Source organism: Wolbachia endosymbiont (group B) of Horisme vitalbata (assembly GCF_964028625.1).
In the GTDB taxonomy this organism is placed as follows: domain Bacteria; phylum Pseudomonadota; class Alphaproteobacteria; order Rickettsiales; family Anaplasmataceae; genus Wolbachia.
In genome coordinates, this window is sequence record NZ_OZ034797.1 from 1,177,200 (window position 1) to 1,190,753 (window position 13,554).

13 protein-coding genes and 1 pseudogene are annotated in these 13,554 nt (G+C 34.3%); 7 read left to right on the plus strand and 7 right to left on the minus strand.

What is annotated here, in order from left to right:
- Positions 1-34 precede the first annotated feature (34 nt).
- The 3 genes from ABWU56_RS05685 (at position 35) to ABWU56_RS05695 (ending at position 1,536) form a co-directional block, all read left to right on the plus strand.
- The gene (locus ABWU56_RS05685; protein WP_012673223.1) at positions 35-694 is read left to right on the plus strand and encodes a RadC family protein; all 660 of its coding nucleotides are present in this window, start codon (positions 35-37) and stop codon (positions 692-694) included.
- A gap of 103 nt (positions 695-797) precedes the next feature.
- A complete protein-coding gene (locus ABWU56_RS05690) occupies positions 798-1,130 on the plus strand; it encodes a helix-turn-helix domain-containing protein (protein WP_041582615.1) in 333 nt (110 codons plus the stop codon).
- 34 nt (positions 1,131-1,164) lie between these two features.
- Complete coding sequence (locus tag ABWU56_RS05695) at positions 1,165-1,536, plus strand: helix-turn-helix domain-containing protein (protein ID WP_041582616.1); 372 nt, start codon at positions 1,165-1,167, stop codon at positions 1,534-1,536.
- Between the two features lie 136 nt (positions 1,537-1,672).
- Here ABWU56_RS05695 and ABWU56_RS05700 read toward each other — a convergent pair whose 3' ends face one another.
- The 3 genes from ABWU56_RS05700 to ABWU56_RS05710 all read right to left on the minus strand — a co-directional run bounded on the left by ABWU56_RS05700 (position 1,673) and on the right by ABWU56_RS05710 (position 4,184).
- Positions 1,673-2,017, minus strand: coding sequence for a hypothetical protein (locus tag ABWU56_RS05700; RefSeq protein WP_353281269.1), 345 nt, complete (start codon positions 2,015-2,017; stop codon positions 1,673-1,675).
- Positions 1,953-3,638 carry a recombinase family protein gene (locus tag ABWU56_RS05705; RefSeq protein ID WP_264704252.1) on the minus strand — a complete coding sequence of 562 codons (1,686 nt, stop codon included), beginning with the start codon at positions 3,636-3,638 and terminating at the stop codon, positions 1,953-1,955. The genes ABWU56_RS05700 and ABWU56_RS05705 overlap by 65 nt, the downstream gene beginning before the upstream one ends.
- Positions 3,639-3,836: 198 nt before the next feature.
- On the minus strand, positions 3,837-4,184 hold the full coding sequence (locus ABWU56_RS05710) for a hypothetical protein (protein ID WP_353281271.1): 348 nt from the start codon (positions 4,182-4,184) through the stop codon (positions 3,837-3,839).
- Between the two features lie 134 nt (positions 4,185-4,318).
- On the opposite strand from ABWU56_RS05710, the gene ABWU56_RS05715 reads away from it, so the two are divergent.
- The 3 genes from ABWU56_RS05715 (at position 4,319) to ABWU56_RS05725 (ending at position 7,021) form a co-directional block, all read left to right on the plus strand.
- Entirely contained in the window at positions 4,319-4,927 is a 609-nt protein-coding gene (locus ABWU56_RS05715) for a superoxide dismutase (RefSeq protein ID WP_264375731.1), read from the plus strand.
- A gap of 1 nt (position 4,928) precedes the next feature.
- Positions 4,929-6,212, plus strand: coding sequence for a M16 family metallopeptidase (locus tag ABWU56_RS05720; protein WP_353281273.1), 1,284 nt, complete (start codon positions 4,929-4,931; stop codon positions 6,210-6,212).
- A 45-nt stretch (positions 6,213-6,257) separates the two neighbouring features.
- Positions 6,258-7,021 (plus strand): IS5 family transposase gene (locus tag ABWU56_RS05725; RefSeq protein ID WP_353281091.1). Its coding sequence is split into 2 segments (ribosomal slippage): positions 6,258-6,612 and positions 6,612-7,021, totalling 765 coding nucleotides; the frame shifts between segments, so codons are not numbered across the junction.
- Positions 7,022-7,050: 29 nt separating this feature from the next.
- Here ABWU56_RS05725 and ABWU56_RS05730 read toward each other — a convergent pair.
- The 4 genes from ABWU56_RS05730 to ABWU56_RS05745 form a co-directional block, all read right to left on the minus strand.
- Positions 7,051-7,368 (minus strand): hypothetical protein, encoded by a 318-nt coding sequence (locus tag ABWU56_RS05730; RefSeq protein ID WP_010402415.1) that lies wholly within the window; start codon positions 7,366-7,368, stop codon positions 7,051-7,053.
- Between the two features lie 104 nt (positions 7,369-7,472).
- Entirely contained in the window at positions 7,473-8,684 is a 1,212-nt protein-coding gene (tgt, locus tag ABWU56_RS05735; RefSeq protein ID WP_254229541.1) for a tRNA guanosine(34) transglycosylase Tgt, read from the minus strand.
- Positions 8,685-9,185, minus strand: a complete 501-nt coding sequence (nuoE, locus tag ABWU56_RS05740) for an NADH-quinone oxidoreductase subunit NuoE (protein ID WP_064085503.1) — start codon at positions 9,183-9,185, stop codon at positions 8,685-8,687. It abuts the gene before it with no gap.
- A 97-nt stretch (positions 9,186-9,282) separates the two neighbouring features.
- On the minus strand, positions 9,283-11,346 hold the full coding sequence (locus ABWU56_RS05745; protein WP_353281276.1) for an ankyrin repeat domain-containing protein: 2,064 nt from the start codon (positions 11,344-11,346) through the stop codon (positions 9,283-9,285).
- Positions 11,347-11,935: 589 nt separating this feature from the next.
- Between ABWU56_RS05745 and ABWU56_RS05750 the strand changes: the two are divergent.
- A pseudogene (locus tag ABWU56_RS05750) lies at positions 11,936-13,525 on the plus strand (hypothetical protein); the annotation flags it as partial.
- Between the last annotated feature and the right edge of the window lie 29 nt (positions 13,526-13,554).

The following is a 13,554-nucleotide window of genomic DNA, read 5'->3' on the forward strand; positions in this document are numbered from 1 at the left end:
GAATTTGTATATAATGTTGACCTTGGAGGTTTTTATGAATAATAGTGAGAGAAAAGAAAAATTGGAAACTCGCATTTTATCAAGTAGAGGCAGGTCTTTACTTGACCATGAGCTACTGGAACGTACTCTATCTGAATGTGAAGAAGGAAGAGAAGTGGCCAAAAAGCTAATAGAGCTCTTTAGTAGTTTAGGAAGGGTAATTAACGCTGACTTTCATGAGCTAAAAAATGTTACAGGAATGAATGATGGAGCAATAGCAAGTATCTTTTGTCTGAAAGAGATTTTCGATAGGATACTGAAAGGTAAGTTAAAAAAGCTGTCGATTCTTGATAACAGAGAAGAGCTACTAAAATACTTTAAAACAGCAATAGGGCAGTCACGAAAGGAAAGCTTGCGAGTAATATACTTAGATCGAAGTGGTCATTTGATATACGAGTATATTCAAGACTGTGGAACTATAGACAGAGTACCTCTATATGTGAGAGAAATAATCAAACAGGGATTACTGATCGATGCATCATCTATTGCAATTTCACATAATCATCCAAGTGGAGATACAGAACCATCAAAGGAGGATGAGGATAACACACTTACATTAGCTGCAACCTGCGAAAATGTAGGAATGAAATTAATAGATCACATAATCGTAACACAGAAGAGCCACTTTAGTTTTTATGATAGTGGTTTATTGTAATCTGTAGACCGGAAGGAAAGTTCTCCAACTTTCCTTCTTTTTTTCTACTTCATAAATTAAAAAATTCAATATAAGCTTGAGCAGCTAAAATTAGTAATGAAAGGTGGAATTAGGCAAAAAAATAAAAGAACTTAGATTATACTGTGGTTTAACACAAACTGAGTTGGGAAAGAAAATAGGCGTTTCGTATAGACAAATACAAAGGTACGAAAATAGTTCAAACCAAATTTTGGCCAGTAGGCTATACGACTTAGCAAAAGCACTATCGATTAATGTGGCTGATTTTTTTACTGATGTGCATGTCGACTCACATGAAACTTATGATGAAGAAATACTAAAATTAGTCAAAGGATATAATGAAATTAAAAGCAAAAGGTTACGTAGCGTAGTTTATATATTGGTAAAATCTTTTTCTCAAAGTTACAATGAGAGTTAGTATTGCTTCAATACCTCAGTTAATATATTAATAAATGATTGTACAAGATGAACAACATCCTATTGATAAACAAATAGGTGAAAGAATAAGGAAGAGAAGGTTAATATGCGGTTTTAGCCAAAGAGACTTAGGAAAAAAGCTCGGAATTTCATTTCAGCATATACAAGGATATGAAACTGGAGAGGTAAGGCTTGTAATTGATAGATTGTATAATTTGGCAGAAGCTTTGTCCGTTGATATGTCATATTTTTTTACCAAAGCTTCTGAAGACTTACACGATAAGGCCTTTTGTAGCGATGTGGGTAGTGAAGAAATATCAAGGCTAGTGAGGGAATACAGGAAAATTAAGGATGAAACGTTGCGTGATATTGTGCATTCAGTGATAAAAGCGCTTGCCAATAAATAATATTGCCTGAATATATCTTCAATCCACTTCTACAAGCAATGCTAGTTAAGGTAAATTTTTTATGGTAATTTTGATTAAATTTCAAGAACTACTTTACTTTGCAATAATTATGGCTATGTAAAAACATAGCCACCAATCAAGAACGTCCTACAGATGTCGTTTTGGTATCTTTTAATTTGCTCACCCAAGAAAAGGTCTCACTACTTTTAGAATTTTGGTCGCCCCACCTTCCACATCTAGTAAAGCTGCCTTTTTCCACTACTTCTTTAACAGACATTCCACCAAATAAACAACCCTTTCCTACGATTTCTCCTATTTCTTGCAACTCGTTCCACATTTCTTCATCTTCTACCTCAACTTGTACTTGATGATAGTCTTCTGTGTCATGATATACCATTAAATTTAGCTCTCCTAGGCTAGTGCAAAGTGTTACTGTAAATACACCTACGACAATGTTGCAAATTTTTATTTTCCTTTCCATTATGTCCAGAAGAGTTCGGTAGCTCTTTTACGCGAAATACCACATTTACGTCCTCAAGGTTAATTTCAATTCTCTTGACCAATGTTCTGATAATATCACGTTTAGTTAACCAGTCTGCGTTATCAAGGTTTAACGTAATATTGGAAGAAAAGTCTTCTAAATTGGCCACAACCAGAGTTACCTCCTGTTCTAATTCCTTTTGATAAAATATCTTTTTCTTCTCTTCTTTAATTGTTTTTAAGCTTTGTTTCATTGCTTTAATTCGTGGTTCAAATTCCTCTTGATTGATATATTCTTGAGCATAACTATCGATAAGTCTAGCAATACCACGTTTTAATTTATTTTCTTGTTTCTCTAGCAGGTCACTTTTTTGATCCAATGATGATTTTTTTAGTTCTGAAAGCCTACGCTTGTATTCTTCTAAAATCCTGTTTGGATTTTTCAATAACTGCTTAACCTCTTCCCACACAGCTGTTTCTAATGCATCTGAGCGAATGGGTTTATTGTCACAAATCTTATTACCACCAAAACGGTAAGAATCTTTACCACTACAACGGTAATATGCATAATGACCACCTTCTTCTTCTCGTCTACTTCTCATGCAAGTTCCGTAACATCCGTAATTACAACGCTTACATATGACTAAACCTTGTAGTAAGTACTTTGCTCCTCTTTTTCTTGTCCTTGCTACTTTTCTATTTTCAGCTAATTGTTCTTGAACAATATCAAATATATCTTCATCTACTATATTTGGCACTTTAATATAAATCCAATTTGCTTTTTCAACAGGATAGACAGAGTGGTTACTTTTTGGCTGCTCACAAGAGCCTTTCTGTGGTCTTACTTGCTTTAATCTTACTCCTAACCTTCTTCTACCAAAAGCTGCTTGTCCTTTGTAAGCAGGGTTTTTCAACATACTCCAAATTGTACCTTTATTCCAGCGTTCTTTTCCTTTTTGTGTCTTAATGGACATAGTATTTAGCCGACGACATACTTCCCCAATACTTGTTCTTTCTCTGCCTATCCACAAAAATACTTTACGAACGACATCAGCTTCTTTTTCGTTAATCTCAAATAAAGCTTGTCCTCCTCCCATATGCTTATCTATATAACGATAACCATAAGGAGCTCCTCCCATTACATTTACATAGCCTTTGTTAGCTGCATAGATTTTACCACGACGACTTCGTTCCATAATTTTCGCACGTTCATATTCTGCTATCATACCTTGCATTTGTAACAGTAATTGAGATTCTGGGTTACCGTTAATCTCATAATTTAAAAAAACCACTTTTGCTCCTGCTTTTTCAAATTCTTCAATCAGCACCATTTGATATGCATATTTTCTAGATAAACGATCAGGAGAATGAATGTAAATCTTATCAATTTTACCTTCTGTTACTTTATCACGTAATTTTTCTAAATCAGGGCGGACTAAATGAGATCCACTGTAGCCGTTATCAATAAATTTATACTCACTTAACAATCTGTATCCGTCCAGATTAATTTGCTTCTCTAAAGCTGCAATTTGACTTTCTATCGTATTTCCTTCTACTTGTTTCCCCGAAGAAACTCTCGCATATAAACATACTGTTACCATTTGACCCTCCTTGAATCCCATTTTTATGTTTTAAGTTTTTTTGACTTATTTCCTTTGACACTACCTTTTCATAAGCATCTGATAAGCATTGTTCTGCTAACCGATTAGGTTCATAGCTACAGCTAATTTGGATAGCTAATCTCTTGTTTCTCATGACTTTTCCTTGAAATAATATGTTCATATCATTCCTTAAAGCCGATGGTTAATTGATTATTAGCGCTATAAGTAAATCGGACTCTTGGTTCTGGACACAGAAGTTTTCGAGAAATGGTTTTCTCTAGTTTTATTTTTATGTTTTTTGCAACATTGTCGGTAGTGTAAATACGCCAATGCTAGATATAAAGGTTGCAGAATTACACTAGCTAACGCAAAAGTAATAATCCCAATCATAGAAGGATTTTTTTTGTAACTACCAAGAGCTACATTTTTCACTGGCCCAACAACACTGTTGATAAGGTAAACGGATTTATAGAAACTATTTTGTGGAATTTTGTTACATCCAACACTTTTGGTAGGAACATCTCCGAATTTAACATATTTCTTAAAATTACTATATGAACTTGGCATATTAACCCTCTAAAAATAAAAAAATAGTTACCTTATCAGTATAGATTATTTTAGAATAACTGCAACAAACATCACTAAATTATCTGTTGCGCAAAAGCACATATTACCATACCATCGAAAATAAAGAGGTCAGCATGAGTTTTACTTTACCTGAGCTGCCATATGATAAAGCAGCTTTAGAACCTTACATATCTGCAAATACATTGAATTTTCATTATGATAAGCACCATAAGGGATATTTAAATAAACTCAACGAACTGGTTGAAAACACAGATTATCAACATATGGAAATTGAGGAATTAGTAACGAAAGTTCATGGAAATAATAATACAGTTCCTATTTTTAACAATGCAGCACAAGTTTGGAATCACACTTTTTATTGGAATTCAATGAAAAAAAATGGTGGTGGTGAGCCTAAAGATGATGGTCTTCTAGCAAAAAAAATTCAAGATGATATTGGTGGCTTTGACAAATTTTGTGAAGAATTTTCAAATTATGGAGTAAGCCAATTTGGCAGTGGATGGGTGTGGTTAGTGCTTGAAAAAGGAAAACTCAAAATCACTAAAACTCCAAATGCGGATCTACCGCTAATTTATGGCCAGGTGCCACTACTTACTATGGATGTATGGGAGCATGCATACTATTTGGATTGCCAAAATCGCAGAATTGACTACATAAAAGTTTTTCTTGATCATTTGATCAATTGGGATTTTGTAGAAGAGAATTTAAAGAAGAATATATAAGATGAATATACCACAAGTAACAAAACTAGATAATGGTCTGTGCATAATAACTGAGCGAGTGCATGAAGTTGATTCCGTAGCTTTAAATATACGAGTTGGTGTTGGCAGTAGAGCTGAAAGTGCAAGCCAAAATGGAATATCTCATTTCCTAGAGCACATGGCTTTCAAAGGAACAAAGACAAGAACTGCTTTTGAAATTGCAAAAGCTTTTGACGACATAGGTGGAGCTTTCAATGCTTGCACCGGTAGAGAAAGTACAAGTTATTACGCAAAGGTTCTTAAAAAAGATATAAAGACTGGCATTGATATATTAATAGATATATTAATGAATTCTACATTTCCAGAGGATGAATTGGAACGCGAAAAGGGTGTTGTAATACAAGAGATTTTTCAAACTAATGATTCACCGAGTGATATCATTTTTGATAAGTATTTTGAAGCAGCTTATAAAGATCAACCATTTGGTAGGTCAATCTTGGGTACGCAAGATACTGTCAAATCTTTTACTCGAGCTAATCTAGATAACTACATAAATGAGCATTACTTTGGCGAGAACATTATATTTGCTGTTGCAGGAAATGTTGAACATGAGGAGGTTGTTCAATTAATCAAAGACTTTCTCTCAAAGATTCATTCAAAAGAGCTGAAAAAAAGCGAGAATGCAAGTTATACCGGTGGTGAGTATTTAGAACATCGTAAATTAGATCAAGTACATTTATTAATTGGTCTACCTAGTGTTTCTCGTGATGATAATAGATATCACACATTCAAAGTTCTTGATGCCATACTGGGAAGTGGCATGTCATCACGCCTGTTTCAGGAAGTAAGAGAAAAGCAGGGGCTTGCTTATTCCATTTACTCATTCAACTCTAGCTATGCTGATACAGGAATGCTTTCGATTTTTGCTGGTACAGATAGCAGTAATCTAGATAAGCTTTTGAAAGCTATAACGACAGAGTTGAAGAAATTGTCTACAGATGATTTAAAGGAAGAAGAAGTAAATAGAGTAAAAGAACGAGTAAAATCTCAAATTTTAATGTCACGCGAAAGTGTTAGCTCGCGTGCTGAAACGTTAGGACACTACTACGGTAACTATAATAAATACATCAGTAAAAACGAATTAATAGAAAAAATTAGTGCTGTTACTATTTACGATATAAAAAAAGCAGCAGAAGAATTGCTATCTCAGCATGAAAGAATTACTTTAGCTGCGATTGGAGAAATTAATTCATTGCCAAGTTACGATAAAGTGGTTTCTATGCTTAGAACCTGTCTTGAAAGGTAATGAAGAAAAGAGTATGATGAGGTAAGCAAAAAATAGGAGGGTAAGTTGTATCCAAGTGATATAAGTGACAAGGAATGGGAAATTTTAGAGCCCTATGTTGCACAAGGAGCGATAGGACGACCAAGAAAACATAACATAAGAACAATTATTAATGCAATAAGGTACATAATGAGGGGTGGTTGCCAGTGGAGAATGCTACCAAAAGATTTTCCTCCATGGAAAACGGTGTATGACTATTTTCTCAGGTGGCGTAATAATGGAAAATTGAAAAAAATACATGACATGCTAGTAAAAGAGGTAAGAAAAATGGTTGGCAAAAATGAAACACCTTCAGTAGGTATAATTGACAGTCAATCAGTGAAAACGACTCAAAAAGGGGATCAAGAGGATATGATGCCGGTAAAAAAATAAAGGGTAGAAAACGTCATATTATTGTAGATACACTAGGTCTTGTAATTACTGCAGAAGTACACAGCGCAAGCATTCAGGACCGTGATGGTGCTACCAATCTTTTTGTTCAAGCTAAATGCAAAGCTCCAACATTACGTAGGTTTTTTGCTGATCAAGGGTATAAAGGTAAATTACAAAATCGATGTTTGTTGGAAACTGGATGTTTGCTAACGATTACCAAGAAATTGGTTGATACAGGATTTCAAGTTATTCCTAAACGTTGGATTGTAGAACGAACCTTTGCCTGGCTTTCCAATTTTAGACGCATGAGCAAGGATTACGAACATTCTCCTCTTACTTCAAAAAACAATATCTTATTTAATATGATTACTTCTATGCTTACTAAATTAGCCAATTAACTCCTTTCAAGACAGGTTCTTAGTGTACTTTAATTATGTTGCTTATGCTCACTAAAAAGTTCAATGAATGGTTGCAAAATCCTTTCTATAAAAAGTTTGCTTTCTGGTTCATCGCATATACCACTAATCATTTTATTGAAAGTTTTTTCGCTGTTTTGTAAAAATAAATAGCTTTCTACTGATTGCACAATAGACAAGGCAGTTAAAATTCCTCCTATCACTAAACAAGAAGCTATAGCAGGTACGGTACCCACTGCAATTCCAGTTGCGATTAATGATAAACCAGCTAAGAGTGTAAAGGCTGAAACGCAAAACGCTATTTGATGTTTTTCTTTATTTTTAACCATAAATGCCTCACAAAAATTATATTTCTAGTATATCCGTATATATAATGTACTGTCAAGTTTTTAAAGAAGATTAAAAAATGCAACGCACATGTGCAAAATATGAACTAGGTATATAATTCACAATGCAGCGGTATTTCACTAATCCAATTATTTTTTTCCTGATCTAGCCTATCATTCAATATTGCTTGTCTTATTGATTCCATCAACTTATTCATGAAGAAAACATTGTGAATGGTAACGAGTGTATAAGCCAGCAACTCTTTAGCTTTCAGTAGATGGTGTATATAAGCTCTTGAATGTTTTCTGCAGGTAAAGCACAAACAATCACTCTCAATTGGGTTATCATCTAGTTCGAATCGTTGATTTCGCAAATTAATATGCTCTTTGCACTTTGAAGAAATAGAATCTCTATTTTTTACTTTAACAAGCGCGCCACCATGTCTTGCGAGGCGAGTTGGATGCACGCAATCAAATGTATCAACTCCAAGCTCTACTCCACGAAAAATGTCTACAATTCCACCAATACCAAGCAAATGAGTAGGCCTATCTTTTTTTAAATGTTCCATAGTAAAGGAAACTACATCATACATCTGCTCTTTACTTTGACCAAGTGATCCACCTATTGCTTGACCAAAAAATGGCAAATCGTTGATAAAATCACAACTTTCTCTACGCAAATCTTGATACACTCCGCCTTGACTAATTCCATAAAGCACCTGTTTGCCATTATTATTTTTTTCAAATTCATTTAAAGAACGTTCAGCCCATCTATGGCTCATGAGCATCGATTTCCTTGTGTACTCCTTGCTGACGTGAAATGGAGTACATTCATCTAAAACTAAGATTAAATCTGCACCTAATTTTTGTTGAATTTGTATCGACTTTTCAGGAGTTAGACAATAAGTTTTACCATTTATGTAAGAACGAAAAATTGCCCCATCCTCGTTAATTTTGATCAGAGTTTTTTGTTTCTGTCTTACTCCCTTTATCTCTTCTGAAACTGATCCGTGTCCTAAACTAAATATCTGGTATCCACCAGAATCAGTGAGCATTGGCCCACTCCATCCCATCATCTTGTGCAAGCCACCAAGCTTTGCCACAGTATCCTCTCCCGGTTGGAGCATTAGGTGATAGGTGTTGGAAAGTATTATCTGAGTACCTGCTTCTCTGATTCTCTCGATATCTGCAGCTTTAATAGCAGCTTTGGTTGCACAAAATATAAATGCTGGTGTTTCTATACTTCCATTTGGAGTTTTGATCGTTCCAACTCTTGCAGAACCTGATTGCTTGGTTATCCTAAACGAGAACTTTTCCATCTATTTACTTGAAAGTTCTGCTATGATATTTTCCACTTTTTCAGGAGTGAGGTTTTCATAAAAATCGTTATTGATCTGTACAACAGGGGCATTAACACATGCACCAAGACATTCAACTTCCTTTAAAGTAAATAGATTATCTTTAGTGGTTTCACCGATATTGATTCCTAGTTTCTTTTTAAAGGTATTTAACACTTCTTCGCTATTACATAACCAGCAAGGAGTTGTTCTACAAACTTGTATTAGATATTTACCTACTGGCTTTAAATTATACATGGTGTAAAAATTTGCCACTTCATATACGCGAATATGTGGAATATGAAGCATGTCAGCAACGTAGCGCATGGCAGATTCAGAAACCCATCCGCATTGTTCTTGTACTAGATACAGTAAAGGCATAACAGCGCTTCCTTCTCTACCTTTAGGATACATCTCTATAGACTTTTTTGCTTTGCTAAGATTGTCTGGTGTAAAACTAAACTGCTCTTCTTTCTCTTTCATCTAATAAGGTTCATGTAAATCTCAACAAATTATACTTGAAGAGTTAACAATTGCAATTAGACTTCTTGCATAATCTAAGACCTACTGTAAACCAAGCTTAGTATAATCCAATTTGACGTACCTTATTATTTTTTTTACTTTGTAATTGATCTACATGAGAAACTTTTTCACCACTTTGTAATCTTTCTCCCTGGAAAATTCCTGCAGGCCTTTCAAAGTACCCACGTTCAATAGCATTGTAAACTGAGTAACCACCAAATAAGCAATTTTTTCCTATTTCTTCTCCACAATCTTTTAATTCTTTCAACCTCTCTTGATCTCTTACTTCTACCTTTATCCAGTCTTTATTTTGCTTATCAGGATATAACCTAACGTCTAACTCTCCCTTAGTGGTAGGGAAAGTCAACACTATATCACTATCGTCCGCAAGATTGGTGTAATTCCTTATACCATTCTTTGTTATAATTGCTACCTCACTTTTACCAATCTTTATTATATCTCTTTCATAGTCTATGTTTCCCTGAGCTCGCCTTAACTCACTAGCTTTTTCTGTGAGCCTTGCAACATTTATTATACTATCTTCGGAATATTCCGAGTATAAAGTAGTGTTATCTATTTTTGCATTCTTTACCATACCATTAATAACTGCTCCTTTTATAACTTCCATAAAATCTAGGGTACTCTCTAGATAATCTAGATAAGCTTCTATCATATTTTCTTTGTGCTCTTTAAATTCAGATTCTAGTGTATCAATTACTTTCATATTATCTTTATTATATAACACTGCCCCTATTGATACCAACTTGCATACTATCTTGCTTGCAACTTCAGGATTCTTTCCTAACTCACCAATCCTTTCCATAACACAATCTGTAAAATTACGCTTCTTATCTTGAGAAAATCGTCTATTAATCCTTCCTCCTGAGAGAATAGCCTCATTTACAACTCCTTCTAGTTCATCCATATTTTGAGCTTTAGAAACTTTATCTAAAAATTCTTTTAGCTTTATCTGTCGATTCGGCGGTAAATTACTCCATAAATCCCTAGAATAATACTCCTTCTCATCATAACTTGACCATTGTAAATTGATTGCATCTGCTTTCAAAAGTAATCTTTTTACTTCAAATTTATTTGCTCTTTCATCAGTACCTGAACGAGCAAAAGAATCAAGATTTTTAGCATGTTGATGCACCTGCAACTCTCCTTCATTACTTCGAAGATTCAAAACCATTCTTAGATCTTGATCATTCCCAAAATCATCTAAGAATTCTTGTAGATCTTCAACAACTGAATCACCTTCTGAGTTATTTACTATATCAAACAACTTTCTTCTCAAGCCCCCCTGTCTCTTAGTTAAAACGTAACCTGAACCATCTTCGAACCAGTCTTTTGTTTCCATTATAGAGCGTAACTTATCACTCAACTTCTCTCGCTTATAAGTCACAAAGTACTTTTCAATATGTTCATGATGATTATCACGTGAAACTTGCAGAGGAGTTTTTCCTTGTTTATCACCTTGATCAGAAATAGCTCCTTTCTCTAAGAGTAAAACTACGCCTTCAGAACAACCAACACTAGCAACATGATGCAAAGGCGTTTTTTTTTCATTATCTTCTGCATTAAGGTCAGCTCCCTTTTCTAAGAGAGCAGCTATACTATAAGGTCCAGTAGCATAGTGTAATGGTGTCCTTCCTTTATCATTCTTGATATTAGGGTCAGCTCCTGCTTCTAAAAGCAAACTTACGGCACAATCATATTGTTTTCTTGCCCAAGCCATACTTGATATTATGTGCAATATCGTCAAACTAGACTCTCCCCTTTCACAATTAAGAACGGTTTTTAGATTTTGATTATCTTTATTATTTAATAAAAACTTTTGAAGTTGTCGGTAACTATCTCCTGCACTCAAAGATCTCATTGCACTAAAAATAGATAGCAATTCCTCATCTAACTCTTCTTGACTGTCTGTCAACTCAGTTGTAACAAGCCACGCACACATTAAATTATCAAACGAGCCTTTTGTAGCTTCAGCAATATCTACCAAATGACGCCTATCAGGAAACATGAATAAACTTTTAATCAATTCATATTCATAATCCTGTTGTAGCTCGTTTTCTATTCTACTTTCCTTATTAGAATCTTCCCCAGTAACTTCTGGCATATTTACTCCTCACTTTATAAAACCGAATGTAATTATAACAAATAAAGCTAATGCAAGCTAGCTTTCTACTACTTCTTGTATAGTTATATCACTAACACGTAGCGGGATTATAAACATTAAGAAATTAACCAGATGGAAAAAAGGCAAAAGAATCCCCTAGTAGTGAGTTTTATAATGTAAATTGGCATTGTAATAATGTTCTAACGCTTATTTTAAGCGGATTTTGGCTGAATGTAGAAAAAATAAAAAAAGCCACTATAATTTTATGTAATTCGCCAATAAATACCCTGAGTTTTTTACTGAATTTTGTCATTGAGCCTGCAGATCAAAAACAAGTTTTGAGTCATAAATACCCTTGATGTCATGGTAAGGGTATTTGGGGGATTTGTAAAGGAATTTCTGTTGTCAACAAGCTGCTAAATTTATTATATGGTTTCAAAGGAAACATATTGTCTATGGGAAATCTGGGTTTATTAGCGTATTATCTTAGAGCACTTAAAAATTAATTTCTTAATTTTAGTTAAAATTTTATTGACGTTACATATAGAAATAATCATAATAGCGTTTTATTAAAATTTTAAATATAATTATGTCTATATTAAGTAGATTATTTAGAGTTAATACAACTACACTGAAAGTTAAAGAAGCGATAGGTTTTAACCCAGTAAACGTAGGGTTGATTGAAGGAAATGGAGTTACTTATGGACTCAGCTATCAAGATAACGGCAATGGAAGCAGTAGAGTAAAGTTACTTATTAGTCCATTATATCAATCAAAAACATACGAGTGTGATACATGTGTCAACGTAGCAAATGAATTTAAGGGCCAATTATCTCCCACACTAATAGAAAATTCAGCTGAAGTAGATAAAGTTGGAGTTATTTTTCCTACAGAAGAAACTAACGAAGAAGGAAAAAAATACATAAAAAGTTTAATGTTTCACACTTATAAAATTCAACATTCAACTAATGCACCTTCAGTTGAACATTCAGGAAAAGTAAAATTACAAAAAAATGACGATAACAAGAATCTTGCAAATACAGGTAATAGTTATTTTCAACCAAAAGCAGTAAAAGTTGGTAATGGTAATGTCATTGTAATTGCTCATAACTTAAAGGATCAAATTTTAGTTTCTTGGTACTTAGAATCAAAAGGAGATGGAAAGTTTAGGGCTTTACCTGGAAAAAGCGGCATCACAGAAAGGAAATTATTCAAATTTGATAATCCAGGGCAATTAGTACTAGATGAAAATACGATGCTTTATGCACAGATGAGAAAGATTACTAAAAATCAAGAAGTAAGAACAAACATTTTTAAATTTGATGTGGCTGAAGTAGTTCAGAATCTGAAAGATAGAAAGGGAGCTAATGACTTTTTGCTTGGTAATAAAAGCGGCCAATTAAATATAGCATCATCTATTAACTCTAATCCAGGAAAAATAAACTTTTTACAGTATGTGAAACAAACTGAAGGCGATGATCAGGTTGCTTTTCTTGCAAAAAAACAATCTTCTAATACGCAAGAATTGCATTTAGTAAGCCTTGCTAAGAAAGGACCAAAATCAAATTTTACTGTTTGTGAATGTGAAGATCCTATAGAACAATTGTACGTTAAAGACAATGGCCAAGGAGGTTTTATCGTCACTGCGGTAAGTGGAGAGAGTATTATAACTTTTAATAGAGAGAGCTCTGGAAAATCTTCTGAAGCAACGATAATACCGACAAGCAGTATCAAAGCTCTCAGTGATTTTGTTAATATCATTAACGGCCAATTGATGCCTAGTATTATTTCCAGCAGTACTGTGGCTCCTATAACTGTTACAGAGACGGTTGTGACTTCTAAGAAAACGACGACTGCTGCAATTACTAGCACAACAGAAACCGACACTGTAAAGACTACCAAATTAACAACAGAAGCATCAACTATCATTGTACCAACTTCCACAATGAGTAAATCTTCAACAGAGTCAACAACTCAGGCAAGTACAGTAACAGTGGAGTCAACAACAGTAGCATCAACTACCACTGCACCTACTTCTACAACGAGTAGGCCTTCAACAGAGTCAACAATTCAAACAAGTACAGTAACAGTGGGGCCAACAACAGTAGCAAAAACAACTTCTACTTCACAAACGACCACGGTTGCTAAAACGTCAACTAGTGTGCCTTCGGAAACTGAGAACCTGTCTTGAAAGGTAATGAAGAAAAG

What these genes read in the sequence shown, in the direction of transcription:
- ABWU56_RS05720 (WP_353281273.1), top strand. Translation starts at nt 4,929, where the DNA reads ATGAATATACCACAAGTAACAAAACTAGATAATGGTCTGTGCATAATA.
- ABWU56_RS05705 (WP_264704252.1), bottom strand. Translation starts at nt 3,638, where the DNA reads ATGGGATTCAAGGAGGGTCAAATGGTAACAGTATGTTTATATGCGAGA.
- ABWU56_RS05700 (WP_353281269.1), bottom strand. Translation starts at nt 2,017, where the DNA reads ATGGAAAGGAAAATAAAAATTTGCAACATTGTCGTAGGTGTATTTACA.
- ABWU56_RS05710 (WP_353281271.1), bottom strand. Translation starts at nt 4,184, where the DNA reads ATGCCAAGTTCATATAGTAATTTTAAGAAATATGTTAAATTCGGAGAT.
- ABWU56_RS05685 (WP_012673223.1), top strand. Translation starts at nt 35, where the DNA reads ATGAATAATAGTGAGAGAAAAGAAAAATTGGAAACTCGCATTTTATCA.
- tgt (WP_254229541.1), bottom strand. Translation starts at nt 8,684, where the DNA reads ATGGAAAAGTTCTCGTTTAGGATAACCAAGCAATCAGGTTCTGCAAGA.
- ABWU56_RS05745 (WP_353281276.1), bottom strand. Translation starts at nt 11,346, where the DNA reads ATGCCAGAAGTTACTGGGGAAGATTCTAATAAGGAAAGTAGAATAGAA.
- ABWU56_RS05730 (WP_010402415.1), bottom strand. Translation starts at nt 7,368, where the DNA reads ATGGTTAAAAATAAAGAAAAACATCAAATAGCGTTTTGCGTTTCAGCC.
- nuoE (WP_064085503.1), bottom strand. Translation starts at nt 9,185, where the DNA reads ATGAAAGAGAAAGAAGAGCAGTTTAGTTTTACACCAGACAATCTTAGC.
- ABWU56_RS05695 (WP_041582616.1), top strand. Translation starts at nt 1,165, where the DNA reads ATGATTGTACAAGATGAACAACATCCTATTGATAAACAAATAGGTGAA.
- ABWU56_RS05715 (WP_264375731.1), top strand. Translation starts at nt 4,319, where the DNA reads ATGAGTTTTACTTTACCTGAGCTGCCATATGATAAAGCAGCTTTAGAA.